This is a genomic window from Paraburkholderia sp. MM5482-R2 (assembly GCF_050436125.1).
Lineage (GTDB): Bacteria > Pseudomonadota > Gammaproteobacteria > Burkholderiales > Burkholderiaceae > Paraburkholderia > Paraburkholderia tuberum.
Window position 1 is genome coordinate 2,572,017 of sequence record NZ_JBNDLP010000002.1, and the last position, 26,107, is coordinate 2,598,123.

General features: G+C 64.7%; 20 protein-coding genes. 5 read left to right on the forward strand and 15 right to left on the reverse strand.

All coding sequences use genetic code 11. From position 1 onward, the window contains the following. Positions 1-202: 202 nt before the first annotated feature. Positions 203-1,261, reverse strand: a complete 1,059-nt coding sequence (locus OKW37_RS14715) for an NAD(P)/FAD-dependent oxidoreductase (protein ID WP_184056654.1) — start codon at positions 1,259-1,261, stop codon at positions 203-205. Between the two features lie 242 nt (positions 1,262-1,503). On the opposite strand from OKW37_RS14715, the gene OKW37_RS14720 reads away from it, so the two are divergent. Beyond that, the gene (locus tag OKW37_RS14720; RefSeq protein WP_184022732.1) at positions 1,504-1,941 is read left to right on the forward strand and encodes a carboxymuconolactone decarboxylase family protein; all 438 of its coding nucleotides are present in this window, start codon (positions 1,504-1,506) and stop codon (positions 1,939-1,941) included. A gap of 41 nt (positions 1,942-1,982) precedes the next feature. Here the strand turns inward: OKW37_RS14720 and OKW37_RS14725 are convergent, their stop codons facing one another. Continuing rightward, complete coding sequence (locus OKW37_RS14725) at positions 1,983-2,843, reverse strand: LysR family transcriptional regulator (protein ID WP_187610542.1); 861 nt, start codon at positions 2,841-2,843, stop codon at positions 1,983-1,985. A 151-nt stretch (positions 2,844-2,994) separates the two neighbouring features. On the opposite strand from OKW37_RS14725, the gene OKW37_RS14730 reads away from it, so the two are divergent. The 4 genes from OKW37_RS14730 to OKW37_RS14745 all read left to right on the forward strand — a co-directional run bounded on the left by OKW37_RS14730 (position 2,995) and on the right by OKW37_RS14745 (position 7,142). Then, complete coding sequence (locus OKW37_RS14730) at positions 2,995-4,392, forward strand: DHA2 family efflux MFS transporter permease subunit (RefSeq protein ID WP_221312038.1); 1,398 nt, start codon at positions 2,995-2,997, stop codon at positions 4,390-4,392. Between the two features lie 94 nt (positions 4,393-4,486). Next, on the forward strand, positions 4,487-5,416 hold the full coding sequence (locus OKW37_RS14735) for a LysR family transcriptional regulator (RefSeq protein WP_429405659.1): 930 nt from the start codon (positions 4,487-4,489) through the stop codon (positions 5,414-5,416). A 77-nt stretch (positions 5,417-5,493) separates the two neighbouring features. Then, the gene (locus OKW37_RS14740) at positions 5,494-5,721 is read left to right on the forward strand and encodes a hypothetical protein (protein ID WP_429405657.1); all 228 of its coding nucleotides are present in this window, start codon (positions 5,494-5,496) and stop codon (positions 5,719-5,721) included. A 227-nt stretch (positions 5,722-5,948) separates the two neighbouring features. Next, positions 5,949-7,142, forward strand: coding sequence for a glycosyltransferase family 2 protein (locus OKW37_RS14745; RefSeq protein WP_429489001.1), 1,194 nt, complete (start codon positions 5,949-5,951; stop codon positions 7,140-7,142). 103 nt (positions 7,143-7,245) lie between these two features. Here OKW37_RS14745 and OKW37_RS14750 read toward each other — a convergent pair whose 3' ends face one another. From OKW37_RS14750 to OKW37_RS14810, 13 genes are all read right to left on the reverse strand, one after another. After that, positions 7,246-8,553, reverse strand: coding sequence for an MFS family transporter (locus tag OKW37_RS14750; RefSeq protein ID WP_429355664.1), 1,308 nt, complete (start codon positions 8,551-8,553; stop codon positions 7,246-7,248). 256 nt (positions 8,554-8,809) lie between these two features. Continuing rightward, a complete protein-coding gene (locus tag OKW37_RS14755; protein WP_184049337.1) occupies positions 8,810-10,333 on the reverse strand; it encodes a SpoVR family protein in 1,524 nt (507 codons plus the stop codon). Between the two features lie 243 nt (positions 10,334-10,576). Further along, positions 10,577-11,848, reverse strand: a complete 1,272-nt coding sequence (locus OKW37_RS14760; protein WP_184022725.1) for a YeaH/YhbH family protein — start codon at positions 11,846-11,848, stop codon at positions 10,577-10,579. A gap of 163 nt (positions 11,849-12,011) precedes the next feature. Beyond that, positions 12,012-13,934: a PrkA family serine protein kinase gene (locus OKW37_RS14765; protein ID WP_184056670.1), complete on the reverse strand. Its 1,923-nt coding sequence runs from the start codon at positions 13,932-13,934 to the stop codon at positions 12,012-12,014. A 591-nt stretch (positions 13,935-14,525) separates the two neighbouring features. Next, entirely contained in the window at positions 14,526-15,287 is a 762-nt protein-coding gene (locus tag OKW37_RS14770) for a 2-keto-4-pentenoate hydratase (protein ID WP_090805819.1), read from the reverse strand. A gap of 367 nt (positions 15,288-15,654) precedes the next feature. Continuing rightward, a complete protein-coding gene (locus OKW37_RS14775; RefSeq protein ID WP_429405652.1) occupies positions 15,655-17,451 on the reverse strand; it encodes a methyl-accepting chemotaxis protein in 1,797 nt (598 codons plus the stop codon). 357 nt (positions 17,452-17,808) lie between these two features. Next, a complete protein-coding gene (rbsK, locus tag OKW37_RS14780) occupies positions 17,809-18,738 on the reverse strand; it encodes a ribokinase (protein WP_429405650.1) in 930 nt (309 codons plus the stop codon). A gap of 86 nt (positions 18,739-18,824) precedes the next feature. Then, a complete protein-coding gene (locus OKW37_RS14785) occupies positions 18,825-19,868 on the reverse strand; it encodes a LacI family DNA-binding transcriptional regulator (protein WP_429405648.1) in 1,044 nt (347 codons plus the stop codon). A 200-nt stretch (positions 19,869-20,068) separates the two neighbouring features. After that, a complete protein-coding gene (locus tag OKW37_RS14790; RefSeq protein ID WP_429405646.1) occupies positions 20,069-21,172 on the reverse strand; it encodes an ABC transporter permease in 1,104 nt (367 codons plus the stop codon). Then, entirely contained in the window at positions 21,172-22,764 is a 1,593-nt protein-coding gene (locus tag OKW37_RS14795; RefSeq protein ID WP_429405644.1) for a sugar ABC transporter ATP-binding protein, read from the reverse strand. The genes OKW37_RS14790 and OKW37_RS14795 overlap by 1 nt, the downstream gene beginning before the upstream one ends. Before the next feature lie 291 nt (positions 22,765-23,055). After that, positions 23,056-24,030 (reverse strand): sugar ABC transporter substrate-binding protein, encoded by a 975-nt coding sequence (locus OKW37_RS14800; RefSeq protein ID WP_184022717.1) that lies wholly within the window; start codon positions 24,028-24,030, stop codon positions 23,056-23,058. A 315-nt stretch (positions 24,031-24,345) separates the two neighbouring features. Then, a complete protein-coding gene (gene corA, locus OKW37_RS14805) occupies positions 24,346-25,323 on the reverse strand; it encodes a magnesium/cobalt transporter CorA (protein WP_184056692.1) in 978 nt (325 codons plus the stop codon). Positions 25,324-25,502: 179 nt separating this feature from the next. Further along, positions 25,503-25,943, reverse strand: coding sequence for a hypothetical protein (locus tag OKW37_RS14810; protein ID WP_260320941.1), 441 nt, complete (start codon positions 25,941-25,943; stop codon positions 25,503-25,505). Positions 25,944-26,107 lie beyond the last annotated feature (164 nt).

Sequence of the window (26,107 nt, forward strand, 5' to 3'; positions counted from 1 at the left end):
ATAACGGCGAGCACCGCGATAGCTAGCGGGTCATGACGGAAAACGTCGCCGCGTTGCGGTTTCGGCTTTCCGTTTTGGCCTTCGTTGGCAAAAACAGGCGTGTCAATTGAAAAAGGTATTCACGACGCGGCGGGCTGCGCGATCGGCCGCTGAGAATCGGCACACGTCGCCAATCGAAACGGCTGCTGCGCTGGCGCGCCCGTCAAGCCGCCGCGCCGATCTTTTCCGCGAGCTTCGCGTCGTAGCTCGAATGGACATGCACGCGTTTCCTGTCGGGATACGCGTACGCGTACGCCTTGCGCAGCGCGAGCGACGCCTCGTGAAAGCCCGACAGGATCAGCTTCTGCTTGTTCGGATAGTTCGCGATGTCGCCGACGGCGAAAATGCCCGGCCGCGAGCTTTCGTAGTTCGAAGTATCAACGTCGACGCGCCCGCCATGAATCGTCAGTCCCCATTGCGCGATCGGTCCGAGATCGGCGACGAGTCCATACAGCGCGATCAGATGGTCGGCTTCGAGCTGTGTCTCGCCGTTGACCTGCCGCAGCGTCAGCGAACGCAGCGCGCCGTCTTCCACATCGAGCGCCGCGATCCCGCCGACGACGAAGTCCATCTCGCCAGCGTCGACCGCGCGCCGCATCAGCTCGACGCTCGAATCGGCCGCGCTGAAGCCGGCGCGCCGATGCACGAGGGTCACGCGCCGCGCGACCTTGCGTAGTGCCAGCGCCCAGTCGAGCGCCGAATCGCCACCGCCCGCGACGACCACGTTTTTGTCGGCGAAATCGGCGAGGCGCGGCACGCTGTAGTGCACGTAGCGCTGTTCCAGCGGCACGGCCTCGGGGAGCGGGAGCTTTTGCGGGACGAACGCGCCGTTACCGGCGGCGAGCAGGATCGCCGCGACGTCGAACACGAGGCCGCGCTGCGTGCGCACGGTCCAGCGTCCGTCGTCGCGCTGCTCGACCGTGTCGACGCGCTGTTCGAGATGAATCGGCACATCGAACGGCTTGCATTGCGCGACCAGTCGCTCGACCAGTTCGCGCGCGGTGCACGCTGGAATCGCGGGGATATCGTAGATCGGCTTCTCGGGATACAGCTCGATGCATTGGCCGCCGACCCGTCCGAGTATGTCGACGATCTGACAGGTGAGGCCGATCACGCCGGCCTCGAATGCCGCGAACAGAGCCACGGGACCGGCGCCGACGATCAGGACATCGGTGCGGATCGGCGAGGTGGGCACAGCGGACGGATCGGTGGCAACGGTCATGGGGCAGGTCTCCGGATCACGGTGAAAGGCGCAATGGAAGCGTCGATGACCCACCATACCGAATCGGCCCGCACGCGGCAACGATGCCATCGTCGACGGTAAGGGTGCTGGGCGTGCCCGCTCAACGCCCGAAAGTGGCTACCTGAAAATACCTGGAATCGGCCATTCTTATGATCCAAACGACGGACTAAGCTAACACCTGTCCGATGCATCGCATCGTCAAACCCGCCCAGGAGCCCATCATGGAACAACGTCTCGACTTCTACAAAGCCAATCCCGCCGCGATCAAATCGCTGCTCGGCGTCGAAGAGCGCATCGGCAAATCGTCGCTCGAAAAATCGCTGACCGAACTGGTGCGGTTGCGCGCGTCGCAGATCAACGGCTGCGCGTATTGCGTGGATATGCATACGGCGGACGCACGCAAGGGCGGCGAAACCGAGCGGCGTCTCGCGACCGTCGTCGTGTGGCGCGAAACGCCGTTCTTCACGGACCGCGAACGCGCGGCGCTCGAGTGGACCGAAGCGCTCACGCTGGTGTCGCACGATCATGTGCCCGACGCGGTATGGCAGGCGGTGCGGCCGCATTTCAGCGACGAGGAACTGGTCGACCTGACGCTGCTCGTCTCGGCGATCAATGCATGGAACCGCTTCGCGATCTCGTTCCGGAAGATGCCGGCCTGAGCCTCGGCATGACGGCAGCATGAGGCGACGCACTGCCCGCCTCACTCCCCGATCCACGACCCGCGCAGATCGCTGTCATGCAGCAACTGCAGCAGCGTGCCCGCCGGGCGACTCAAGCGCTTCGCCGCCAGCGCGATGAATTCCACCGACGGCAGCGTCGGCAGTCCGGCCGCATTCAACGGCGGCGCGAGGCCGCGCGCGGCCAGATACTGCGGCCGCACGGTGATGCCGAGTCCGCCGCGCGCGGCCGCGATACAGCCGGAATGACTGCTGCTCGTGCAGACGATCTGCCAGCTCGCGCCGGCTTCGGCGAGCGCATCGAGCACGACCGCGCGCGTCACGCTCGGCTCGGCGACCAGAATCAGCGGCAGCGGCTGACTCAGATCGACGAGCGTGCCGGTCCGCGCGAGCCATTCGAGACGCCCGGTGAAAAGCGCCACGCCGCGCCGGTCACCGAGCCGGCGCTTGCCGACCAGCAGATCGATCGCGCCCGCGTCGAGCAACTCGTAGAGCCTGCCCGTCATGCCGATCGTGATTTCCAGTTCGACGTCGGGATGCGCGTTGCGAAACGCCGCGAGCACGGTGGGGAGCGGGCCGAGCGCGATGTCGTCCGACGAGCCGAGCCGCACGCGCCCCTTCAGACGCGGCGCGCGAAACTGCGATTCCGCGCGCGACAGCGCCTGCAGGATCACGCTCGCATGCGCGAGCATCGCTTCGCCGTCGGGTGTCATCGCGAGCGAATGGGTGTCGCGCACGAACAGGCGCCGGCCCACGCTCTGTTCGAGGCGCCGGATATGTTCGCTGACGCTCGACTGCGTCAGGTCGAGCCGCCGCCCCGCTTCGGTGAAGCTATGGCAAGCCGCGACGGTCGAGAAGGTCTTGAGCCAGATTGGATTGAGCATGCGTGATTGTGGCGCTGCTTATCGGCATTGTCGATAACAGTCAGCGGGCTTAGTGGGGTTCCCGATTGACGAGGATGTCAATAAGATGACGGAATTCCGCCTGGCCCCGCTCTGGCGGCGCTTTGCCGCCGCCGCGCCCGCTGTCGAAAACATGACCAAGGATTCCTCTCAAACCGCCCTACTATGGATCGTCGCCGCCGGCTTCTTCATGCAGTCGCTGGACACGACGATCGTCAACACCGCGCTGCCGTCGATCGCGAACAGCCTGCGCGTCGCGCCGCTCGCGATGCAACCGGTCGTCGTCGCCTACACGCTGACGATGGCGATGCTGACGCCCGCCTCCGGCTGGCTTGCCGACCGCTTCGGCACCCGCCGCGTCTATTTCGCCGCCATTCTCGTGTTCGTGCTCGGCTCGATCTGCTGCTCGAGCGCGCACACGCTCGGCCAGCTCGTGATGGCGCGCGTGCTGCAAGGCCTCGGCGGCTCGATGCTGCTGCCGATCGGACGCCTCGCGGTGCTGCGCAGCGTGTCGGGCGAGCAATACGTGTCGGCGCTCGCGTTCATATCGATCGCGGGGCAGCTCGGCCCGATCGCCGGGCCAACGCTCGGCGGCTGGTTCGTGCAGGCGATCACGTGGCACTGGATCTTTCTGATCAACGTGCCGATCGGCGCGCTCGGTCTGTACGCGGTGCATCGCTTTCTGCCGTCGCATGACGAGGCGCAGGCGCCGCCGTTCGATGTGATCGGCTGCGCCCTGCTGTCGTCGTGCATGATCGCGTTTTCGCTCGCGATCGACGCGCCGGTCCCCTCGCATCGCGCGGCGTGGTCGGCGGGGCTGTTCGCGTTGGCCGTCGCCAGCGCGCTCGCCTACATTCCGTACGCCAGAAACCGCCGCGATCCGCTGTTCAAGCTGTCGCTGTTCGGCGAGCCGAACTTCAGCGTCGGCCTGATCGGCAACCTCGTATGCCGGGTCGGTTCGAGCGCGGTGCCGTTCCTCGTGCCGCTGCTGCTGCAATTGCAGCTCGGCTACTCGCCGCTGCACTCGGGTCTGATGATGCTGCCCGCGGCACTCGCCGGCACGCTCGCGAAACGCTGGATCGCGCCGCTCGTGCGCCGCTACGGCTACGACACGTTCCTGCTCGTCAACACGGTCATCGTCGGCTCGGCGATCGTCGCGTTCTCGCTGATTTCGCTCGGCACACCGCTCGTGATCGAAATTGCGATCCTCGCGGTGTTCGGCGCGGCCAACTCGATGCAGTTCGCGGCGATGAACAGTGTCACGCTGAAGGACCTGTCGCACGAAGACGCCGGCATGGGCAATAGCCTGTTCTCGATGGTGCAGATGCTTGCGATCGGGCTTGGCGTGTCGATCGGCGGCGGGCTCGTCAATCTGTTCGCGGCGCAATGGTCGGCGGCGCTCGGCTTCCGGCTCGCATTCGTGTGCGTCGGCGCGATCACGCTCGTGTCCGCGTGGATCTTTCGCCACCTCGACGACCCGTCGGGCACGCGCGTGATTCGCGGCCAGGCTGCGCCGAGCGCGGGGCGTTGAGACGCGACGCGTTTCATCGCGTGCCGGCGCATGCATTCGAAAGGTCATAGCGTTAGCATGTCGGGCATCCATGGCTACCAGGCAGGGAGCCCCGATGCCATTCGATGAGCGCGTGCTGAACGGCATGGGCGTCCTGACTGCGATCGTCGATTGCGGCAGTTTCGCGGCCGCCGGTGAAGCGCTCGACATGTCGCAATCGGGCGTAAGCCGCTCGGTCGCCCGGCTCGAAGCACGCCTCGGCATTCGTCTGTTCGACCGCACCACGCGCTCGGTCACGCTGACCGACGAAGGCCGGCGTTTCTACGAGCAGATCGTGCCGCTGCTCGGCGGACTCGAGGAAGCGGCCGCCTCCGCCGCGCACGGCGCGACCGCGGTGCGCGGGCGTCTGCGCGTCAACATGGACCCGTTCTTTTCGCGGCTCGTGCTCGGGCCGCGCCTCGGCGGCTTCATCGACAAACATCCGGACCTGCAGCTCGAACTCGTCACGCGCGACCAGTTGGGCGACATGGTCGGGGACGGCTTCGATGTCGCGATCCGCTTCGGCGACCCGCCGGTGTCGACGCTCGTCGCCCGCAAGCTGCTCGATACGCGCATCCTGACCGTCGCGGCGCCGTCGTATCTGAAGAAGCATGGCAAGCCGGCGAATCCGGGCGAGCTCGAAGACGGCCGGCATATCTGCATCAAGTTTCGCGATCCGCTCACCGGTTATCCGTTCAGCTGGGAATTCCATCGCGGCCGCAAGCAGCTCGCGCTGACGCCGCAGGGGCGGCTGACCGTCAACGACGTCGGCACGCTGCATAGCGTATGCATCGCGGGCCAGGGCATCGCGCAGATTCTCGCGCTCGGTGCGGAGTCGCTGCTTGCGAGCGGCAAGCTGATCGAGCTCTTTCCGGATTGGGGCGACGAGGTGTACCCGCTGTATGCGCTGTATCCGTCGCGGCACCATCCGCCGGCCAAGGTGCGCGTGTTTCTCGACTTCATCATGTCGCTGACGGGCGGCAGGCCGCGCCACGCGGCTGCCTGAGCGCGCAACGTCTGTTTGCTCCCGCCCGGGTCCGCGTCTTGCTGCCGGAGGCTTGTCTTCCCTCCAGGAGAGCAGCGATGAGCAAAACGACGGAAAAATCCCAAGGCGAAGCAAACAGCACGGCCGACAACGAATCGAAAAGCGAGGCCAGCGCCCAGACCGAGGATTTCGCGCATCCGCACCGCGCCGTGCATAGCGACAACGCGAAGAGCAAGATGCCCGAGCGCCACGACGAAGGTCACAAGCAGTCTCCGGCGGACCGTCCGGGCAAAAAGCCCGGCGAGGGCGAACCGTCAGTCGGTTGAAAAAATAGAACCCTATATCAGAGCGGCCCTGGCTGCGTCGTGCATCCGGGCCGCATCACCTTTCCCTTCCAGCACCTTTCTGTAAGCAAACATTTCTTCCTCATTTTTACCGAATATTTTTTTGACGCCTTGGACTATTTTGCTGCTTGCAGCAAGGTGTGCGCCCTGCGAACCGGCTGCCGCTTTCCGTCGGTTTTTGCCGCTTCCGATCGATAAAAGGCGTCATCATGTCCAACGCGTCAAGTTCTCCCCTCGCCCGTGCGGCGCTCGCCCATGTGTCCATCTGCGTGCCCACCTGCAATCGTCCCGACCTGCTGATCGAATGTGTCGACTCGTGTCTCGCGCAAAGCTATCCGCATGTCGAAATCGTGATTGGCGACGATTCGACGGACGCGCGCTCGCGGCAACTGATCTTGCAGCGTTACCGCGACGAGCCGCGCGTGCGCTACGAGAAGCACGAGCCGCCGCTTGGCCAGGCGCGCAATGTGTCGAGCCTGTTCGAGCGGGCGCGCGGCGACAAGATCCTGCTGATCCACGACGACGATCTGCTGACGAGCGACGCCGTCGACAAGCTCGTGTCGCTATGGCAGCGCTATCCGCGGCTCGATGCGGCATTCGGTGCGCAATACGAAGCGGATCACGACGGCGCGATCGATCTCGCCGCGAGCGCGCGCCTGAACGAGGCGTTCCGGCGCACTGAGGCCCGCGAGGGTCTCCAGCCGCTCGCGGGCCGCACCGGCCTGATCCAGATGTTTCCGAACAATGGCTGGATGGCCGACGCGCGGCTCGTCAAGCGGGTCGGCTACGACGCGCGGTATGGCGTCTGCTGCGACTACGTGTTCGGCACCGAGCTATGCCTGGCCGCGCGCGAGGTGTTTTATCTGCACGACTATGTGTCGGTGTATCGGAAGACCGCGACGTCGGTCTCGCACAGCACGCGCGGCACGAGCATGGCCGCAACGTTGAGCGCCTATGCGTTCGTGAAGTCGCTGCGTCTGCCGGCGCCGCTCGAACCGTCGCGGCGGCAGGCGCTGCGGCGGCTCGCACCGATCGTGGTGTCGATTCACGCGAGCAACGGCGAGGCGCGCGCGGGCTGGCGCATCGCGCGCGCGCATCTGTTCGCCTACAACTACGGCTTTAGCGCGCGGCTTTACTACCATCTGCTGATGCTGGCGCGCGCGGCCTGGCGCGGCCGTCTGCCGATGCCGCGCGCCGCGGCCGATGCTGTCGCCGGCGTAGCGGCGACGCCTTCGATGGCGACGGTCGCGGCGGTTGGCGCGGCCACGGTGAATGAGGCCGCGAGGGTCGATGCGTTCGTCGACGATGGAACAGGCCGAGAGCTTGTGCGACCTGCTGCATGCATGGGGGACACGGATCGTCGTCAATTAAGCGAAGCGCGCTGCTCCTCGCTTGCGGATTGACGCGCAACCGTCGATGCCATGAAAAACGGCGGCCCGGTTGCCCTGGACCGCCGCCTGAACGCTGCCATCGCGGCACGACGTTTCGCCGTGTCCGACTAGCGGTTCACGGCTCGTGCCGCAGATACCCTTCCGACGAGGGATCGCGCATGCGCAGCGACACGATACCCGCGAGTGCACACAGCGCCGTCACGTACCAGAAGAACATCGTCTCGACACCGGCGGACTTCAGCCACAGCGCGACATATTCCGCCGAGCCGCCGAAGATCGCATTGGCGAGCGCATACGACAGCCCTACGCCAAGCGCACGCACTTGCGGTGGAAACATTTCCGCCTTGATCAGGCCGCTGATCGACGTATAGAAGCTGACGATCGCGAGCGCCACCACGACCAACGCGAAGGCCGCATACGGGCTCGTCACGTCTTTCAGCGCATGCAGCAGCGGCACCGTGCCGAGGGTCGCGAACAGGCCGAAACACAGCATCGAGCGGCGCCGCCCGATGCGGTCCGACAACGCGCCGAACGCCGGCTGCATCAGCATGTAGACGAACAACGCGGCGGTCATCACCGAGCTCGCGGTCTTCGCGTGCATGCCGGCCGTGTTGACCAGGTACTTTTGCATGTAGGTGGTGAACGTATAGAAGATCAGCGAGCCGCCGGCCGTGAAGCCGAGCACCGTCATGAATGCGGTCTTGTGCTCCCACAGCCCGCGCAGCGTGCCCGCTTCCTTGCGCTGGCGCATCGCCGCGGTGGTGGTTTCATCAAGGGATTTACGCAGATAGAGTGCGATCAACGCGGCGAAGGCGCCAATCACGAACGGCACACGCCAGCCCCACGCCTTCAGCTCTTCGGTCGTCAGCGTCTGTTGCAGGGTCACGAGCACGAGCAGCGCGCACAGTTGGCCGCCGATCAGCGTCACATACTGGAACGACGCGAAAAAGCCACGCCGGCCCTTCAACGCGACTTCGCTCATATAGGTCGCGCTGGTGCCGTATTCGCCGCCCACCGACAGCCCCTGCAACAGCCGCGCGAGCAGCAGCAACGCCGGCGCGAGCGCGCCGATCTGCGCGTAGGTGGGCAGCATCGCGATCACCAGCGAGCCGCCGCACATCATGAACACCGACACCATCATCGCGGTGCGGCGACCACGTTTGTCGGCGAGCCGCCCGAAGAACCAGCCGCCAATCGGCCGCATCAGGAAGCCCGCGGCGAACACGCCGGCCGTGTTCAGCAACTGCGTGGTCGTGTTGCCGCTCGGGAAGAACGACGGCGCGAAGTAAAGCGCCGTGAACGAATACACATAGAAGTCGAACCACTCGACGAGATTGCCCGATGAAGCGCCGACGATTGCAAAAATGCGGCGCCGCGTGTCGTGCGCCGAGGCCACGACGTATTGTTCGGTTTGGTCGTTCATGCTGGTGTCTTTCCTTATTTAAACGAGGAGGACGGTCGTGGTGCCGCCTTGATGTCGCGCGCCCAGCCTGAGCGGCCGCCGCGGGTGCGCGAATTTTACATAAATGAAAGCACAGGAAGGTTTTTTGTCAGCATGGCCTGATGAAAGCCCTGGGTCGGCCGGATTTGCGCACCAATAGAACGAAGCCCCTGCCAGTTGGGGACTGGCAGGGGCTTGACGGGCGACACGAACCGCTCAGGCGGGAGTCAGGCGGCGCTCATATTCTCACGGACGGCGGCATATACCGGCAGTCGTAGCGTTTTCTGACGGTACCGTTTTCGTCGACGCTCTCGAGGTACACGTCGAACTGCCACAAGCGCGCCATGTGCTTGAGCACCTCCTCGCTATCCGACGACAGGTGCCGGTTGTCGCTCATGAAATGCCGCAACGTCAGGCTGCGATCGCCGCGTGTATTGACGGCCCACACCTGAATGTTCGGCTCGCGGTGATGCATGTCGTACTGCCGCGACAACGCCTGGCGCACGTACTGGTAGCCGCTATCGTCGTGAATCGCCGACACTTCGAGCGCGTCGCGCATGTCGTCGTCGAGCACCGAGAACAGGCGCATTTCGCGGATCAGATGCGGCGACAGATACTGCGCGATGAAGCTCTCGTCCTTGAAGTTGCGCATCGCGTAGTGCATCGCGGGCAGCCACGGACTGCCGGCCAGATTCGGAAACCACTTGCGGTCTTCGTCGGTCGGCGCTTCGCAGATGCGCCGGATATCGCTCATCATCGAAAAGCCCAGCGCATACGGATTGATGCCGCTGTAATACGGCTTCGTGACAGGCGGCTGATAGACGACGTTGCTGTGTGAATGGAGAAACTCCATCATGAAGCCGTCTTCGAGCTTGCCCTGGTTGTACATCGTATTGAGCAGCGTGTAGTGCCAGAACGTCGCCCAGCCTTCGTTCATCACCTGGGTCTGCCGCTGCGGATAGAAGTACTGACCGATCTTGCGCACGATGCGGATCACCTCGCGCTCCCACGCTTCGAGCAGCGGCGCGTTTTTCTCCGCGAAATACAGCAGGTTTTCCTGCGGCTCGGGCGGATAGCGCCCCTCGACCTCTTCGGGCAGCGGCGTATGGCGCGTGGGCAACGTGCGCCACAACTCGTTGACCTGCGACTGCAGATACGCCTCACGTTCGCGACGCGCCGCGAACTCCTTCTGGAGCGACAGCTTCTGCGGCCGCTTGTAGCGGTCCACGCCGTAATTCATCAGCGCGTGGCACGAGTCGAGCAATTCCTCGACGCGATCGAGCCCATAGCGCTCCTCGCATTCCGCGATGTAATTCTTTGCGTAGACGAGGTAGTCGATGATCGCGTGCGCGTCCGTCCATAAGCCGAACAGATAGTTGCCCTTGAAGAACGAGTTGTGACCGTAGGCCGCATGCGCGATGACGAGCGCCTGCATCGTCATCGTGTTCTCTTCCATCAAATAGGCGATGCAGGGGTTCGAATTGATGACGATTTCGTACGCGAGCCCCATCTGGCCGCGGCGATAGCTTTTTTCGGTAGCAAGGAAATGTTTGCCGAACGACCAGTGACGGTAGTTCACCGGCATGCCGACGGACGCATAGGCATCCATCATCTGTTCGGCGCTGATGAGTTCGAGCTGGATCGGATATACGTCGAGCTCGTATTGCTCCGCAACACGGGCAATATGCGAGTCGTACTCTTCGATCAATTCGAAGGTCCAGTCGGACGGGCACGGCAGAGGCCGTCTATCGGCTACGTTCATACGGACTTCCCTTTGCCCTCGTTGGGCGTTCCGGTGTGTCCCGTGCTGCAGCATCGCGGACTGCTCCGGCGTGAGCGGCTCCCGTGCTGGCCGCTCCTGCCTCGGCATGCCCCGACTGTCGCTGCGGCCCGCCTTTGTTGCGCTGCGGCGCGGTCATACGGCGGGTCGCCCTGGGTCACCCCTTGTCGTACGAATCGCCGCGCGCTTCGTCGTTCAGGCGCTTCGTGCGCCACCAGTATCCCATCAAGAAGTCGCCGCCTGCTTCTCGAACAGCTCGCGAAACACCGGATAAATATCGGCCGCGGTTTCGACCTTCTTCATCGCCATGTGCGGTTGCGACAGCGCCAGTTGCGCGTATTCGAGCCACAGATTCTGCTCTTCGGGCGTCACCTGAATATACGCAAAATACCGCACCTTCTCCAGGATGTCATCCGAGAGTATTTTGCGGCACTTCGGCGAGTCGTCGGTCCAGTTGTCGCCGTCGGACGCCTGGGCGCCGTAAATGTTCCATTCAGTCGGCGAGTAGCGCTCGTCCATCACCTTGCGCATCAGTTCGAGCGCGCTCGACACCACGGTACCGCCGCTTTCGGTCGAGTGGAAAAACGTGTCTTCGTCGACTTCCTCGGCGCGCGTGTGGTGGCGGATGAACACGACTTCGATGCGCTCGTAGTTACGCTTCAGGAACAGGTACAGCAGGATGAAGAAGCGCTTCGCGAGATCCTTGCGCTGCTCGTCCATCGAACCGGACACGTCCATCAGACAGAACATCACCGCCTGGCTCGACGGCGTAGGCTGCTTCACGCGATTCACGTAGCGCAGATCGAACGGATCGATGAACGGAATTCGCCAGATGCGTCCTTTCAGATGGTGGATGTCGTCTTCGAGCAGCTTGATCTCGTCGCGGCGATCGGCGGGATCGGCCTTCAACTCTTCCAGCTGCCGCTCCATTTCGTGCAACTGGTTGACGAGCGGCGCGCCGAGCGCGATGCGCCGGCCGAGCGCGCTGCGCAACGAGCGCACCACGTCGATATTGTTTGGCGTGCCCTCCGCGGCCCAGCCCGCGCGGACGCTTTTCCACGTCGGCACGGCCATCAGATGGGTCTTGACGAGACGCGGCAGTTCGAGGTCGTCGAAGAAATACTGCATGAACTCTTCGCGGCTCAGCTCGAACACGAAGTCGTCCTGACCCTCGCCCTCGTTGCTGGCCTGACTGCCTCCGCCGCCGCCACCGCCGCCTTGCGGGCGCTGGATCTTGTCGCCGCGGATGTAGTCCGAGTTGCCGGGATGCACCATCTCGCGCCGGCCGCCCGGTCCATGACGGAACGACGGCTCCGCGATGTCCTTGCGCGGAATGGTGATGCTCTGGGTGTTCTGGATGTCCTTGATGCTGCGATCGCGCACTGCCTCCGAAACGGCACGACGAATATAGTTTTTGACGCGGCGCAAAAAGCGCTCACGGTTCGCAATACTCTTGTTCTTGCCTGCCAACCTGCGGTCGATGATTTGATGAAGCACGCCCGGTCTCCCGTCCATGCAACCGCGATTCCCTGCGGCCGCACTAATATTTCGGGTGCGCGAGACGCCCGCCGCGCAGTGCAATGCTATGCGGCTTGCGCCTCGCCGGTTGCCCGTACGGTCGGACCGTACGGGCGCGCACACCATGAGTATCATGCGCGCATCATGACGACTTGCGCACGCGCAGATACCAGTCGCACAGCAAGCGCACCTGCTTCGGCGTATAGCCCTTCGCCACCATGCGATTGACAAAGTCTTCATGCTTGCGCTGCTCTTCGGCCGAGCCTTTCGCGTTGAACGAGATCACCGGCAACAGCTCTTCCGTGTTCGAGAACATCTTCTTTTCGATCACGACGCGCAGCTTCTCGTAGCTGATCCACGCGGGGTTCTTGCCCGCATTCGCAGCCCGCGCACGCAGCACGAAATTCACGATCTCGTTGCGGAAGTCCTTCGGATTGCTGATGCCCGCGGGCTTCTCGATTTTCTCCAGCTCGGCGTTCAACGCGGCACGGTCGAAGCTCTCGCCGGTGTCGTGGTCGCGGAACTCCTGATCCTGGATCCAGAAGTCCGCATACGTGACATAGCGGTCGAAGATGTTCTGACCGTACTCGGAGTACGACTCCAGGTACGCGGTCTGAATCTCCTTGCCGATGAACTCCGCATAGCGCGACGCGAGCACGTCCTTGATGAAGGACAGATACTTCTGCTCGGTTTCCGGCGGGAACTGCTCGCGTTCGATCTGCTGTTCGAGCACATACATCAGATGCACCGGATTGGCCGCGACCTCGGTCGAGTCGAAGTTGAACACGCGCGACAGAATCTTGAACGCGAAGCGGGTCGACACGCCGGTCATGCCTTCGTCGACGCCCCCGAAGTCGCGATACTCCTGATACGACTTCGCCTTCGGGTCCGTGTCCTTCAGATTCTCGCCGTCGTAGACCTGCATCTTTGAGAACAGGCTCGAGTTCTCCGGCTCGTGCAAACGCGTGAGCACGGACAACTGCCCCATCATCTTCAGCGTGCCCGGCGCGCAGACCGCGCTGGCGAGCGACGAGTTGCGCAGCAGCTTCTCGTAGATCTTGACCTCTTCGCTATAGCGCAGGCAGTACGGCACCTTGACGACGAAGATCCGGTCGAGCAGTGCCTCGTTGTTACGGTTGTTGCGGAATGCCTTCCATTCCGATTCGTTCGAGTGAGCGAGGATGATGCCGTCGAACGGAATCGCGCCGAAGCCTTCCGTGCCCTTGAAGTTGCCTTCCTGGGTCGCCGTGAGCAGCGGGTGCAACACCTTGATCGGCGCCTTGAACATTTCGACGAACTCGAGCAGGCCCTGATTGGCGAGGCACAGGCCGCCCGAGTAGCTGTACGCGTCGGCATCGTCCTGCGCGTACTGTTCGAGCTTGCGGATGTCGACCTTGCCGACCAGCGACGAAATGTCCTGATTGTTCTCGTCGCCCGGTTCGGTCTTCGAGATAGCGATCTGGCGAAGGATCGACGGATAGCGGCGCACCACGCGGAACTTGCGGATGTCGCCGTTGTACTCGTGCAGGCGCTTGACCGCCCACGGACTCAGAATGCCTCGCAGGTAGCGACGAGGAATGCCATATTGCTCTTCGAGGATCGGACCGTCTTCCTCGTAGTCGAACAGACCGAGCGGCGATTCGTTGACGGGCGAGCCCTTGATCGCATAGAACGGCACGCGTTCCATCAATTGCTTCAGACGTTCCGCGATCGACGACTTGCCGCCGCCGACCGGTCCTAACAGATACAGGATCTGCTTCTTTTCTTCGAGCCCCTGGGCCGAATGCCGGAAGTAGGCGACCACCTGCTCGATCACCTCTTCCATTCCGTAGAATTCACGGAATGCGGGGTATACCTTGATGACCTTGTTCGCGAAGATACGCGATAAACGCGGATCGTTGCGAGTGTCGATCTGTTCCGGTTCTCCGATTGCCGTCAACATGCGTTCGCCCGCAGTGGCGTACGCGGCGGGATTGTCTTTGCAGAGCGCGAGATACTCCTCGAGCGAGAGTTCGTCCTCCCGTGTTTTCTCGAAGCGGGTCGCGAAACTGCTGTAGATATCCATGCTACCTCCTCGCCGAAGTCTGGGGCGATGTCGTGCGCGGCGCGCTATTCGGAAACGACATCGCTCGAATTCATCCTAAACCCTTTTAAATTTTTTTTCACGGACTACGTTGCGAAAATCGCGCCGTAACCGCCACCGCTACAATCCTCACTTGGAAACAGAGATTCGACCACCTACAATTTTTTTTACTCGTGCAGCAACCAGTCACATCATCTGCTGCCCCGCTGTATCGCTACTTTCTTCAGCACCGCATCGCTATTCAGTGCTCCTGCAGGACTTCGCCCTACCGCTGCATCGCGTCAAGTCACCGCGTTGCTATTGCACATCCCGTACCCGCACCGTCGACCCTCCATCAAAATGCGGCTGTCTGCGCACGCACACTTCGTCACCAAAGGCATGCACGTGACGAACTCGCGGCGCTGTCATAGGTATACGGAAGGACGCGGCAAAGTTGCAACAAATGCATTCGAACAGGTTGACGATTCAAAGACTGCCACCGTTTCAAATTCGCCAAAAATAAAAACGGCTGCACGCGGGCAGCCGTTTGGAATCAAGCGTTGTAATTTGCGGTTACAAGCGCCGCAGCATCGATCAGGTCAGTTCAATTTCCACTTCACCCAATCCGTCGATATGACCACGCACGATGCCGGGTTCGTCGATCTTGTGCGCGCCGACGTATGAACCGGTGGTCAAGGTCCAGTTGCGCTCGATCGTGATGCCCATCGCCGCGCAATGGTTGACGAACCACACGAGCAGCTCGCGCGGATCGCCTGCCGGATTGCCGGTCACTTCCGGTATCAGCGAGCGGCCGTTGAAACTCAGCTCCAGTTCCGGCGACACGAAGTCGAAGCCGCGCGCGAGGCTCGCATAGACGGCCGGATGGCCGGTGATCAGCGCGCCGTTGTTCTGCGCGTCGGCCAACTGCGCGAGCGGCGCGACGTTCGGCCATTCGGCGAAACGGCTGTCGACGATCTCGATGGCCGGCAGCACGGCGCCGACCTTCGACAGTACCTCGTCGCGCGCATACGCCTGAGCGCGCGGCTCGATGGTCACGTCGAAGCGGAACGCGATCTCGAGCTCCACCAGCACGCGAAAGAATCCGTCATGCGCGAGCCTCGCTGGCGACGGCATCACCAGCGAGGCCGGAATCGGTGCGCCCGACGCGGCGCCGCCCGGCGACTTCGCGCCGATCTTCCACGCGCCGGTCGACTCGCCGAGGCCCACGATCACCGCCTGCTGGATCGCGTAGGCGGTCGCCGCGTCGGGCGGCAGGCTGTCGGGTGCGGGCGCGTCGATCGGCCGGCGCTGCCGGCGCGCCTCGACGAGGCGTTGCGCAAGATCGTATCGCGTCATGTCGGTTCTTTGTGGCTGGCGCATGGCAGGGTTCGCAGGACGTAGCAATATGTGGGAACCACCTGTTGGAGGTGCGGGCAGCCGCGCGCCGCGCAAACGGATCGGGGCCGTGCCCGTCAATGTACCGGATCGCGACACGCGCCGGTGAAAGGCGGCGCCGCGCAAACGTTAATTCTTGCCGCAGCTGAAAAAAACCGCGCATGGGGTGTCCAGGCGCGGCTTTTCGCGAAGCGATCGTCGCGGGTGCGACGCGGATGCCGGACAGCTAGCGAACGGGAACGCGAACGGCTGTTGCGCCGAACGTCGCGTCTCGACTCACCTGACGCACGACAGCGCCGCCGCCCATGTACACCTGATCCGAGCCAGCTCAGAAGGTCTCCCAATCCTGGTCGCTGCCGGCCGTCGCCGCGGACCTGGCCGGCGCGCGCGTGGGCGTGGGCGTGGACGCGGCCGCTACCTGCGGCGCGACAGCGCCCCCGGCCGGGTTCGATGCCTTCGCCGGCAACGCCGCCTGCGCGGTAGCCGGCGCGAGCTTGCGTGCGCGTGTAGCGACCGGGCGCGTGGACACCGGGCGCTTCGGCGCCGCAAGCGCCGACGCCGCTTCGTGACCGCCACGGCCGCTGTCGTCGACTTGGAACACCGCGACCGCGGTGCGCAGCCGCGCCGCCTGCTCCTCGAGCGACGACGCGGCGGCGGCCGCTTCCTCGACGAGCGCCGCATTCTGCTGCGTGACCTCGTCCATCTGCGTGACCGCGCGCGCGACCTGGTCGATGCCACCGCTCTGCTCCTCCGACGCCGCCGCGATCTCGCCCATGATGTCGGTCACGCGCTGCACCGCGCCGATGATTTCGCTCATCGTGCGGCCGGCCTCGTCGACGAGCGCCGAGCCCGACTGCACGCGCTCGACCGACGTATCGATCAGCTCCTTGATCTCCTTGGCCGCCGCCGACGAACGCTGCGCGAGGCTGCGCACTTCGCCCGCGACGACCGCGAAGCCGCGCCCCTCCTCGCCGGCGCGCGCCGCCTCGACAGCTGCGTTCAACGCGAGGATGTTGGTCTGGAAGGCAATGCCTTCGATGATCGAGATGATGTCGGCGATCTTCGCCGAGCTCTGGTTGATGTCGCCCATCGTGCCGACCACCTGGCCGACCACCGCGCTACCCTTGTTGGCGATCTCGGACGCGTTGGCCGCGAGCGCGCTCGCCTGGCGCGCGTTGTCGGCATTCTGCCGCACCGTGCCGGTCAGCTGCTCCATGCTCGAGGCGGTTTCCTGCAGCGCCGACGCCTGCTCCTCGGTCCGCGACGACAGGTCGATGTTGCCCGCCGCGATCTGGCGCGTCGCGGTCGCGATCGACTCGCTACCGCCGCGCACGCTGCGCACCGTTTCGGTGAGGCTGCGCTGCATTCTGGCGATTCCTTCGAGCAGTTGCCCCATTTCGTCGCGCGATGTCGCGATCACCGGACGACGCAGATCGCCGGCCGCAATCGCATCGAAGTGGCCGAGCGCTTCGTCGAGCGGACGCGCGATCGAGCGGCTCAGCGTCAGATACGACAGCGCCGCCGCCAGCACGCCGACCACCAGCGCGCCGATGCTGACCACGCGGAACGTCTGGAAACTGCTCTGCGCGGAGTCGAAGCCCTCCCTGGCCGAATCGAACTGGTATTTGCGCAGTGCGTCGTCGGCGCCGACGAGGTCGTTGAAGACGACCTGCAGATTCTTCGCGTGCTCGACCAGCTTGCCCTGATCGTTCGCCGTGATCGTCGCCGCGAACGTTTCGAGTTGCTGATGCAGCGCGTTGCGCTTCGCGGCGACGTCCTGCGCAAGCCGGTCTTCGTCCGCGTTGCGTGGCAGATCGAGATATTTTTTCCACCACGTGTCGGACGTGCCCCCGAGCATGCGCCCGCGCTCGATGGTGGTGGCCGCTTCCGGTGTGCCGACGAGGAACGCGGCGCGGTCGAGCGCGAGTCGTTCGCGCGCCGCGTAGATTTCCGCGTTGCCGATGTTCACCGCGCCCGGCATCGCGTTGGTGAACGTGTCCTCATAGGCGTCGTTCGAACGGCTCATGCCGAACAGACCGAAAACGCCGATCGCAACCAGCAACGCGGCGAGGAACGCCATCGTGAGGCCAATTCGCGCCTTGATCGTGATGCCTTTATTCAACATGCTGGGTCCTGTGTGCTGTGCTCAATGAGAGGCTGCTGCCTACGCAGCGTGGGGGCGGCGTGTGTTGGGTCCGGCGCTTTTTTGAAAGAGCGCTCTAATTTCCGTTTACGGCAGCGCACTCATAGACTTGAAGCATTTAAAAGGTATGAACAAAGACGTTGTAAGACGTTGAAAGCAAGTTGACTGGAAATGAGTGTGTTCGCGGCGCGCAGGGAAACGCGGCGATATTCGTCAAAGCACGATTTTTGACGGTTTGGCGGCGGGAATGGGTGGAGATGCGAGCCGTTCGGAGTCGCCCGAAGCGGTGGCAGGACAGTTCGATCAGGCAGCGTGCGCGGTGCCAATGCCGCCGCGGCGTCAGTCCGATGCGTCGACCTCGGAGCGCGTCGGAATCGATGGCTGTGCGCCCGCGCGCGTCACCGATAGCGCGGCGGCGCGCTGCGCGAAGCGGATCGCCGCATCGACGCTCGCGCCCTGCGCGAGCTGCGCCGCGAAGCCGCCGATGAAGGTGTCGCCGGCCGCGGTCGTGTCGACCGCCTCGACGCGCGGCGCGTCGTACAGCGTCGCGGCCGCGCCTTCGAGCGACGCATGCACGCCGCGCGCACCGAGCGTGACCAGCACGTTGCGCGCGCCGGCCGCACGCAATGCGGCGGCGGCCCGTGCGGCGTCCTCGGGCGAGTCGACGGGCAGACCGCTCAGCGCGGCGGCTTCGAGTTCGTTCGGAATCAGGTAGTCGATCAGCGGCAGCCAGTCGGCTGGCAACGGGCCGGCGGCGGGCGCCGGATTCAGGATCACGGTCTTACCGAGCCGCCGCGCCGCCGCCAGCGCCGCGCGCACCGATTCGGGCGGGGTTTCGAGCTGACAGATCACGACGGCGGCGGCGGCGAGCGTCGCTTCGTGTCGCGCGATGGTGGCCGGCGTGAGCTCGCCGTTGCTGCCCGCGACGACCACGATCGTGTTCTGGCTCGCATCGTCGACGACGATCAGCGCCACACCGCTCGGCTCCCTGCCGGTTTCGAGCGCGGCGCAGTCGATGCGCTCCGCTTCGAGGCCCGCGCGCAGCTGCGCGCCATTCGCATCGGCACCGACGCAGCCGAGCATCGACACCTGCGCGCCGAGCCGCGCGGCCGCGACCGCCTGGTTGCCGCCCTTGCCGCCCGCGACCTGCGCGAAGCCGCGGCCGGCCAGCGTCTCGCCCGGTTGGGGCAGGCGTGGCGAACGCACCACGAGGTCCATGTTCAGACTACCGACCACCGTGACGCGTGCGCGCGTTGGGTTGCTTGCCACTCGAGTGTCCTCCGTTGCGCGACGGGTCGCGTCGCTATTGCGCGCGCGTCCTTCGAGCGCCCCTCATGCGTCCTTGATCCGGCGCATCAGGCCGCCAGATCCCGCCGTTCCTCGCCCGCCCATGTCGCGGTGGACTCCCGCACGATCAGCCGCGGCGACACCACGCGGCGGCGCGCAGGCGCCCGCGCGGTGCGGTTCGACGACGCCTCGGCGATCCGGTCGATCAGCGTCTGCGCGGCCGTGTCGCCAAGCGCGCGCACCGACTGTCCGACCGTCGACAGCGACGGGAACGTGAAGCGGCCCAGCTCGATATCGTCGAAACCGATGATCGAGCAATCGCGCGGCACGCTGATATTGCGCTCCGCCGCCGCGCGCAACGCGCCGATGCCCATCATGTCGTTGCCCGCGAAAATCGCCGACGGCCTGACCGTATCGAACAGCTGCGCGGCCGCGCGATGTCCGCCCGTCCCCGAAAAATCGCTTTCGACGATCGCATCGGCCGGAATCTCGATGCCACGCTCGGCCATCGCGCGAATGAAGCCGTGCACCCGCATCGCGCTGACCGCGGTCTGCACCGGCCCCGTGATGCAACCGATCCGCACATGCCCGAGCTCGAGCAGATGCCGGGTGGCCAGATACGCGCCCTTCTCGTGATCGATCTGCACGAGGTCCGCGCTGACTCCCTCGATGTTGCGGTCCACCACCACGAGCGGCTCGCGCGCGTCGGCGAGCGCCTGCGCGAGCACAGCGTCGTCGCCGGCCGACGCGACGATCAACCCGTCGATGCGTTTTTCCTGCAGCACGCGCAGATAGTTGCGCTGCTTAGCGGGGTCATCGTCGGAGTTGCAGAAGAACACGCAGTAGCCATTGCGCGCGCAGCCGTCCTCGATGCCGCGCGCGAGCTCCGCGAAATACGGGTTCGTGCTGTTCGGCACCACCAGTCCGATCGTCGCGGTCGCGCGCGACTTCAGCGAGCGCGCGACCGCCGACGGCACATAGTGCAGTTGACGGATCGCGTGCTCGACTTTCGCGCGCACATCGGCCGACACCGGCCGCGAGTTGTTCACGACGTGCGATACCGTCGTGAACGACACGCCCGCCACCGCCGCTACATCCTTGATCGTCGTCATAACCTGTTGCTCTCCTGTCGATCGGAGTTAGCGCTTTAGCGCTTACTCCGGTCCCATGCAGTTTCATCGCGGTCGATCGGAGTTAGCGCTTTAGCGCTTACTCCGATCCCATGCAGTTTCATCGCGGTCGATCGGAGTTAGCGCTTTAGCGCTTACTCCGGTCCCATGCAGTCATTCATCGTTGCGCGGCGGCTCCCACCTCAGGCGCGTTTGCGACGGCTGCGGTACGTATCGAGCACCACCGCCACCACGATCACCGCGCCGGTGATCATGCGCTTGGTCGGCTCGTTCGCGCCGATCTGCGCGAGACCCGCCGCCAGCACCGAAATGATCAGCACGCCAAAGAACGTGCTGATAACCGAACCACGCCCGCCCATCAGACTCGTGCCGCCGATCACGACCGCCGCGATCACCTGCAGCTCCAGGCCGACACCCGCATTCGGATCGGCCGCCTCGAGCCGCGAGATCTGGAACAGCGCCGCGAGTCCGGACAGCGCGCCCATCAGCGCGAACACGATCACCTTGTACGGCCGCGGATTGACGCCCGCGAGCCGCACCGCTTCCTCGTTGGTGCCGATCCCGACCAGATAGCGCCCGAATACCGTGCGCGTCAGCACCAGCTGCGCGATCACCATCACCGCGACCGCCATCAGAAAGGCCGGCGAGATGCCAAGCGCGATCGGGTTCGACAGAAAATCGAACGCATCGCCGATATACGCGGTGCGCGAATTGGTCATCTGATACGCCATGCCGCGCGCCGCCTCGAGCACGCCGAGCGACACGATGAACGACGGAATTCGCCAGCCCACCGTCACCGCGCCGGTCACGGTGCCGGTCAGCGCCGCGACCGCGACCCCGAGCAGCGCGCCGGCAGCTGGCCCCCAGCCCCACTTCAGCGTCACCACGCTGACCACCGACGCCCCGAGCGCGAGCACCGAGCCCACCGACAGATCGATCCCCGCGATGATCAGCACGAAGGTCATGCCGACCGACATCACGACGAGATCCGGAATCTGGTTCGCGATCGTGCTGAACGTGTCGTAGGTCAGAAAGTGCGAACTCAGCAGCGAGAACAGCACGATCATCGCGAGCAGCGCGCCGGCGAGGCCCAGGTAGTTCGAAAAGCCGAGCCGCGTGCCGGCCGGCTTGCCGCTCGCGAGCGGCGCCGACGGATCGGCGGGCGGCGTCACGGCGGGCGCGTCCGGCGCACCGCCTTGCTTGCCGTCCTGCTGGCCGTCCTGCTGGCCGCCCAACTGGCCGTCCCGTTTGACACCCGCCGCCTCGCGCCACGATTGATCGGTCATCACAGACTCCCTGCTTCGTTGACGCCGTGCGTGTGCAGCAGCGCGTCACGGCCGCGGTAGCCGGCGAACGCAGCCGCGAGCAGCGCATCCTGGCTCCAGCTCGCGCGCTCGAACACGCCTGTCATGCTGCCCGCCGACATCACGCCGATCCGGTCGCAGATCAGCATCAGTTCGCGCAGATCGCTCGACACCACGACGAGCGCACGGCCGTCGCGAGCGAGCGCGCCCATCAGGCCGTAAATATCGAACTTCGCGCCGACGTCGATGCCGCGCGTCGGTTCGTCGAACAACAGCACGCGGCAGTCGCGCGCGAGCCAGCGGCCGATCACGACCTTCTGCTGGTTGCCGCCCGACAGCTCGCCGACAACCTGCGCGGGCCCCGAGCTGCGAATCCGCATCGCGGCGATCTGTTTGTGCGCCAGCGCGTTCTCGCGCTTCGCGTCGACCACGCCGTGCCGCGCGACGCTGCCGAGATTGCCGAGCGACAGGTTGGCCGCGATCGGTTGCGGCAGCAGCAGGCCTTCGCCCTTGCGGTCTTCGGTGATCAGCGCGATACCCGCGCGTACCGCGTCCGCCGGCGAGTCGATTCGCACCGGCGTAGGCGGCGCGCCCGGCGTCGCGGCGAGCGACACGCTGCCGCCGTCCTTGCGGTCGGCGCCGTAGATGAGCCGCATCAGCTCGGTGCGGCCCGCGCCGATCAGTCCGCTCACACCGAAAATCTCGCCCGCGCGCACCTCGAACGACACGTCGCGCACGACCTTGCCGCGCGCGAGCCGCTCCACTTTCAGGAGCGGCGCGCCGATGTTGCGCTCGCCGAGATCGATATGCTCGCCGAGCTCGCGGCCGACCATCCACGTGACGATCTGCTCGCTCGTCAGGTTCGCCATCGCGTCGACATGCACGAGGCGGCCGTCGCGCAGCACCGCGACCCGTTCGGCGACCCGCGCCAGCTCTTCGAGCCGGTGCGAGATATAGACGAGCGCGACGCCGCGAGCCTTGAGCCGCCCGATCTGCTCGAACAGCAGATCGACCTCGCGCGCGGTCAGCATCGCGGTCGGCTCGTCGAGGATCAGCACGCGGCAGTCGTCGATCAGGTTGCGGGCGATCTCGACCATCTGCTGATGACCGATGCCCAGTTCGCCGACCAGCGTTCCGGGATCGATCGCGTCGAGCCCGACCTGCGCCATCGCCTCGCGCGCGTTCTCGCGCAGCTTGCCGCGATCGATCCAGCCGAAGCTGAACGGGCCCGCACGCGGCAGCCGGTTCAGGAACAGGTTCTCGGCGACCGACAGCGTAGGCAGCAGATTCAACTCCTGCATGACCATGCGCACGCCGAGCGCCTCGGCCTCGGTGCGGCTCGCGGGCGCGTACGGCGCGTCGGCAAGCCGCATCGTGCCCGCGCTCGCTTCGACCAGCCCGCCGATGATCTTCGACAGCGTGCTCTTGCCCGCGCCGTTCTCGCCGGTCAACGCCAATACCTCGCCCGCTCGCAGCGACAGCGATACGTCGGCGAGCACCGGTTCGGCATAGGTCTTGCCGATGCCGCTGACGCTCAGTACGACAGGCAAGGCGTCGTGGTCGGTCGAATCCATCGCGCTCCTGGTTGCATGGCGCTTCTGGCGCCTTCGTGGCGCCCCATTACGCGGAATGCACAGCTGCTCATGGCCGCGCTCCCTCTCACCACGCGAGCCGCCGTCACGACGCTTATCTCTGGGATTAACGGCGGTGCGGCGGGATTCTTGAGCGTTCGTTGAATAAAAGCGGATCGCTGGGTGGTGGTTTGCCTCTAAAACACGCTATCCATAATTCGTGGTGATTTTTGCGGCTTCCCGTGCGTTTTTCCGGCTGCGCCCGGCTCGTGCTTCACGCCGGGCGCGGCGCGCTTACTTCAGGGTGTCCTTCGTCACCAGAACGACCGGCGTTTCGACGACGCCCGACAGCTGCGACTGCTTCTTGTTTTCGCTCAATGCCTTCAACGCGGTATCGATGCCGAACACGGCCTGCTTCGCCGCGAACTGGTCGGCGGTGGCGAGCACGCGGCCGTCCTTCAGCATCGGATGAATCGCGTTGATGTTGTCGTAGCCGACCACCAGCACCTTGCCCTGCTTGCCGGCCGCGCGCACGGCCGACACCGCGCCGATCGCCATGTTGTCGTTGCCGGCGAGCAGCGCCTTCAGGTTCGGATACTCGTTGAGCATGGCCGATGCGACCGCGTTGCCCTTGTCGATTTCCCACTCGCCCGACTGCACCGACACGACTTTCGCGCCGACTGCCTGCATCGCGTCCTTGAAGCCCGCGGTACGCTGCTGCGCGTTGGTGGTGGTCGACACGCCTTCGAGGATGCCGACCTCGTCGCCGGCCTTCAGGCGCTTCGCGAGGTAGTCACCGACGAGCCGCGCGCCCTTGCGATTGTCGGGGCCGACGAACGGCACGTTCAGGTCTTTCGACTTCAGCACGTCCGGATCGAGCCGGTTGTCGATGTTGACGACGATGATGCCCGCGTCGACCGCCTTCTTGACGACCGGCACCAGCGCCTTCGAATCGGCCGGCGCGAGCACGATCGCGTCGACCTTCGACACGATCATCTGCTCGACGATGCGGATCTGGTTGGCGGTGTCGGTTTCGTCCTTGATGCCGTTGGTGATCAGGTCGAACTTGCCGGGGTTCTGCTTCTGATAGTCTTTCGCCCCGGTCTCCATGGTCAGGAAGAACTCGTTGGCGAGCGACTTCATCACGAGCGCGACCTTCGGCTTATGAGCCGGGGCGTTCTGCGCGTGGGCGGCGGAAAAAGGCAGGACGGCGGAGGCGGTGGCGAGAACTGCGGCGGCAAGAATGCGACGACGGGTTCGATGGCTCATGCGTATCTCCAAGGTTGTCAGGCTCGCGGGCGAGCCGTATTTTTTGTGATGCGCAAACGTTTGCGAGGCCCATTCTCAGCGCAAGCTCTTCGGAATGTCAACGATTCGCGCTGTTGCAACGCACCGGCGCGCAACATCTGCGGCGCCGCAATGCGCTCGATCGATCCGGGCAGCGTGTGGCAAGGTTCCCTCGCTCAGTTCGTGCAGTCGACGACGCCTGTGCGTCGCGTGCGGCGCGACACACAGGCCGCTTATGCTGGCCTGGTATCGCGCGCGCCGCAAGTGAAACCCCGAGGAAATTGAACGGCGCGCCAGCTACAGCCAGCCGGCCTTGCGAAAACGCCGGTACAGCACGCAGTCGATCGCCAGCATCACCGCCAGCACGACCGGATAGCCGAACTTGAAATGCAGCTCGGGAATGCGCTCGAAGTTCATCCCGTAGATGCCGGCGATCATGGTCGGCACCGCGAACAGCGCCGCGAACGAGCCGAGCCGCTTGGTGATTTCGCTCTCGGCGAGCGAGATCATGCCGAGGTTCACCTGCACCGCCGTGACGACGATTTCGCGGCGCCCCTCGATGGTTCTGACGATCCGGTCGAGGTGGTCGTAGACGTCGCGGAAGTACGCCTGCATGCCTGCGCAAACACTCGGAATGCGGCCGCCCGTCAGTTTGCCGACCGCTTCCTGCAGCGGCACGATATGGTGCTGGAGGATCACGAGCCGGCGCTTCATCGAGTACAGGTCCTGCACGATCGCGCGCGAGGCGGCCGAATCGTTCTTCTCGAAGATGCGGTCCTCGAGCGTTTCGAGCTCGGTGCTCATCGCCTCGATGATCGGGAAATAACGGTCGACCACGTCGTCGATCAGTGCGTACAGCACGAACGCCGAGCCTTCCTTCAACAGATGCGGCTCGCGCTCGCAGCGCGTCCGCACGCTCTGGAAACCGGTGCGCGTGCCGCGGCGCACCGACAGCACATAGTTGGTGCCGGCGAACACATCGACTTCGCCGATCACCAGCTCGCCTGTCTCATCCATCTCGACCGTGTGCATCACGGTGAAGACCGAATCGCCGTACTCCTCGATTTTCGGGCGCTGATGACCGTGTTGCGCGTCTTCGATCGCGAGCTCGTGCAGATTGAATTCGTCTTTCATGGCCGCGAGTTCCTCCGGCTCCGGGTCTTTCAGTGCGACCCAGACGAAGCACTCGCGCCGCGAGACGTAGTCGCTGATGCTGTCGATATCGATGTCGGCGAGTTTCCGGCCGTCCTGATAGGCGGCGCAATTGATCAGCATGTTCGGATTACCTTGCATACAAAAGCAGACCTCGCCACCCTCTCACGTAAGCATTGCGTAAGACGGTCGACGGGTCTGCATGAACGGACAAGCACGCTTCCAGCCGGCTTGAATCAGCCGCCATGTTAAGACGCGCCGCGTGAGCCGCGCGTTTCCAATTGTTAATGCTCGACGACAGGCTACTGCGCGACCCGCTGCAGGCCGATGCGGTGATCGTCGTTGAACGTGACCGAGGCGCGGTTCGTGTAGCGCGGGTCGGCCGTCACGACGAAGTTCAGCTCGATGACCGGATCGAACTGCGTCGATACGCCGATCCGATGTGCGCCGGGCCGCAGATAGAACACCACGTGCTCGCCGTTCATCAGGTCGGTCACGCGCTCGCCGTCGATATAGACGAGCGCATTGCGGAACCGCACGATCACGTCGCGCGAACGCTCGCGCCGCACGTCCACCGCGACGAGGCCGGGGCCCGGCGCCGTATAGCCCTGTCTGACGATGCGCTCGGCAGGCACCGGTTTGAACGGTACCGGCTCGGCCGGCGTCGACGCGCAACCGGCCAGCGTGAGCACGCTGAGCGCGACGCATGCGGCCAACGCGGCGCAGCGTGCGGACCCGGCCATCCGTGCGGCCCGGCAGCGGCAAGACAGGCGCCTCGGCATGCTGGTTCTCCCCTGTGCTCTCGATTGCGGCCCGCGTTTCCGACTACGCGGTGTGGGTCGTCGCTCCGTGTCCGCCGGTTCGGCGGACACGGTACGCTCGTACGCATCACCGTTGCGCATCATAG

What these genes read in the sequence shown, in the direction of transcription:
- OKW37_RS14715 (WP_184056654.1), bottom strand. Translation starts at nt 1,261, where the DNA reads ATGACCGTTGCCACCGATCCGTCCGCTGTGCCCACCTCGCCGATCCGC.
- OKW37_RS14720 (WP_184022732.1), top strand. Translation starts at nt 1,504, where the DNA reads ATGGAACAACGTCTCGACTTCTACAAAGCCAATCCCGCCGCGATCAAA.
- OKW37_RS14725 (WP_187610542.1), bottom strand. Translation starts at nt 2,843, where the DNA reads ATGCTCAATCCAATCTGGCTCAAGACCTTCTCGACCGTCGCGGCTTGC.
- OKW37_RS14730 (WP_221312038.1), top strand. Translation starts at nt 2,995, where the DNA reads ATGACCAAGGATTCCTCTCAAACCGCCCTACTATGGATCGTCGCCGCC.
- OKW37_RS14735 (WP_429405659.1), top strand. Translation starts at nt 4,487, where the DNA reads ATGCCATTCGATGAGCGCGTGCTGAACGGCATGGGCGTCCTGACTGCG.
- OKW37_RS14740 (WP_429405657.1), top strand. Translation starts at nt 5,494, where the DNA reads ATGAGCAAAACGACGGAAAAATCCCAAGGCGAAGCAAACAGCACGGCC.
- OKW37_RS14745 (WP_429489001.1), top strand. Translation starts at nt 5,949, where the DNA reads ATGTCCAACGCGTCAAGTTCTCCCCTCGCCCGTGCGGCGCTCGCCCAT.
- OKW37_RS14750 (WP_429355664.1), bottom strand. Translation starts at nt 8,553, where the DNA reads ATGAACGACCAAACCGAACAATACGTCGTGGCCTCGGCGCACGACACG.
- OKW37_RS14755 (WP_184049337.1), bottom strand. Translation starts at nt 10,333, where the DNA reads ATGAACGTAGCCGATAGACGGCCTCTGCCGTGCCCGTCCGACTGGACC.
- OKW37_RS14765 (WP_184056670.1), bottom strand. Translation starts at nt 13,934, where the DNA reads ATGGATATCTACAGCAGTTTCGCGACCCGCTTCGAGAAAACACGGGAG.
- OKW37_RS14770 (WP_090805819.1), bottom strand. Translation starts at nt 15,287, where the DNA reads ATGACGCGATACGATCTTGCGCAACGCCTCGTCGAGGCGCGCCGGCAG.
- OKW37_RS14775 (WP_429405652.1), bottom strand. Translation starts at nt 17,451, where the DNA reads ATGTTGAATAAAGGCATCACGATCAAGGCGCGAATTGGCCTCACGATG.
- OKW37_RS14785 (WP_429405648.1), bottom strand. Translation starts at nt 19,868, where the DNA reads ATGACGACGATCAAGGATGTAGCGGCGGTGGCGGGCGTGTCGTTCACG.
- OKW37_RS14790 (WP_429405646.1), bottom strand. Translation starts at nt 21,172, where the DNA reads ATGACCGATCAATCGTGGCGCGAGGCGGCGGGTGTCAAACGGGACGGC.
- OKW37_RS14795 (WP_429405644.1), bottom strand. Translation starts at nt 22,764, where the DNA reads ATGGATTCGACCGACCACGACGCCTTGCCTGTCGTACTGAGCGTCAGC.
- OKW37_RS14800 (WP_184022717.1), bottom strand. Translation starts at nt 24,030, where the DNA reads ATGAGCCATCGAACCCGTCGTCGCATTCTTGCCGCCGCAGTTCTCGCC.
- corA (WP_184056692.1), bottom strand. Translation starts at nt 25,323, where the DNA reads ATGCTGATCAATTGCGCCGCCTATCAGGACGGCCGGAAACTCGCCGAC.
- OKW37_RS14810 (WP_260320941.1), bottom strand. Translation starts at nt 25,943, where the DNA reads ATGGCCGGGTCCGCACGCTGCGCCGCGTTGGCCGCATGCGTCGCGCTC.